The 2,146-nt window shown below is 68.1% G+C and carries 1 protein-coding gene; it reads left to right on the plus strand.

What is annotated here, in order from left to right:
- Positions 1-214 precede the first annotated feature (214 nt).
- The coding region (locus AAF184_25750) for a CRTAC1 family protein (protein MEO0425760.1) at positions 215-2,146 on the plus strand (1,932 nt) is incomplete at its 3' end.

Raw genomic sequence — 2,146 nt, forward strand, 5'->3', positions numbered from 1 at the left:
GGAGCTGGTGGACGCCGTCGAGGCAGCGTTGGCTGACGGTGAGTACCGCGAGCTAGCACCGAACTTGACCGACTACTAGTAGGCCTCGCCTAGCGACTACTGCAGCGCGGCAAGCACCCCAAGCGCCCAGCACACCATGACGCTCGTCGGGACGCCGCACGAGGAACGCCGGATCTAGTTACATTATGTCCAGTCATTAGCTGGAGACTGTCCCATGCGATTCCCTCAGCTACCCGCGCACGCCCGCCTCGTCGCCCTCTACGTGGCCACCGTGCTGTTCACCACCCATGCCGCGGTCGCCGCCGCGCAGGTCACCTTCCAAGACATCGCCCGCGACCCCGCGTCCGGCCTCTCCTACCGTCGCGCACCCTCCGCCCGCGACGCGCTCTTCGACACCCTGAAGGCCCGCGATCGCTACCTCTCCGAGGACATCCCCTTCACCCCGATGAAGTCGCGCGGCGCACCCGGCGTGGCGATCTTCGATCACGACGGGGACGGCGATCTCGATGTGTACGTCACCAACGGCCCCAACGCGCCCAACAGCCTGTTCGAGAATCAAGTCATCGACGGCGGCGAGGTGATCTTCGTGGATGTGGCCGCCGCGGCCGGCGTCGCCGCCACGGCCCAGGACAGCAGCGGCGTGTGCACCGGCGACCTCGACAACGACGGCGACACCGACCTCCTCGTGCTCGGCACCGCCGAGGGCAATCTACTCTTCCGCAACGAGGGTGACGGCACCTACGCCGACATCAGCGCCGCGTCCGGCCTCGAAGGCGACGCCCGCCTACACCTCGCGTGCGCGATGGGTGACATCGACAACGACGGCCTCCTGGACATCGCCGTCGCCAACGCCTGGTCCGCCTGCATCGACGCCCCCGACGACCTCGGCGGCATGACTTGCGGCTTCGAGCACCAGTTCCCCATCGAGCGCGAGCCCTTCGCCCTCAACGACCACAACCAGCTCTACCGCAATCTGGGCGACGGCCGCTTCGAGGACGTGAGCGTGAGTGCGGGCATCGAGGAGACTCGGGGCTTCACGCCGCCGAACCCGGGCGAGCCCACCATCACCTGGGCCATCGCCCTCGTCGACATCGACCAGGACGGCGACGTCGACCTGGTCCACGCGGACGATCAAGCCGCGGTGCCCCTGTCCTTCTTGGGCGGTGTCGACCGCGGCCTGATCCAGATCTGGGAGAACGACGGCACGGGCCACTTCGTGAGCCGTACCGAGGCGTCGGGCACGGACGTGATCGGCGGTTGGATGGGCTTCGCCTTCGCCGACTACAACTGCGACCGCACCCTCGACATGTTCGTGACCAACGTCGGCGACTACTTCAGCCAGGAGGTCGGCGTACCGCGCGGCGTCTCCGCCTCGCGCTGGTTCCTGCGCCGCCAGGACGGCACCTACGCCGACCCCGGCGTGGGTGACTTGCTAGCGACACCGTTCGGTTGGGGCGCCGCCGCCCTCGATGCGGACAACGACGGTGACCAGGACATCGTCTACCACGGCGGAATGGACATCGGCCCGCGCGTCGACGCGAGCAACGGCGGCGTGCTGCTCAGCAACGAAGGCTGCAGCGCCACCTTCTCGGACGCGTCCACCTTCACCACCGGCCACGCCCGCCGCAACGGTCAGGGTGTCGCCGTCGGCGACCTGGACAACGACGGCTTCACGGATATCGTCTCGGTCTCCAATCTCGTCCTGTCCGAGCCGTTGCCGCTCACGGACTACCCCATCGATTACGGCTCGCCCTTCGACGACGCCGTCTACTCCCAGACCTTCCTCCCCACGGGGGAAGACGGCGTATGGGAGTTCGCCGACGTCGAGTACGCCGACGGCGATCTCTCGGTGGAGCTCAACGACGGCAACGGCAACGGCTGGATCAAGGTGCAGTTGCTCGGCACCCGCGGCATCACGCCTGCGGGCGCTGTGAACCGAGACGGCGTCGGCGCCGTCGTCACCTTCCGCCCGCGTGACGGCCAGCCGGTCACCCTGCCCGCCCAGGCGGGGAGCAGCTACGCGTCGAGCAACAGTCCGCTGCTGGGGTTTGGCCTTGGCGCCGCACAGACGGGCATCGTCGACGTGCTGTGGCCCGGCGGCGTACGCAACCGCTGGTACCAGGTGCCGGCCAATCGCACCTTGATA

Source organism: Pseudomonadota bacterium (assembly GCA_039815145.1).
In the GTDB taxonomy this organism is placed as follows: Bacteria; Pseudomonadota; Gammaproteobacteria; order Steroidobacterales; family JBCBZW01; genus JBCBZW01.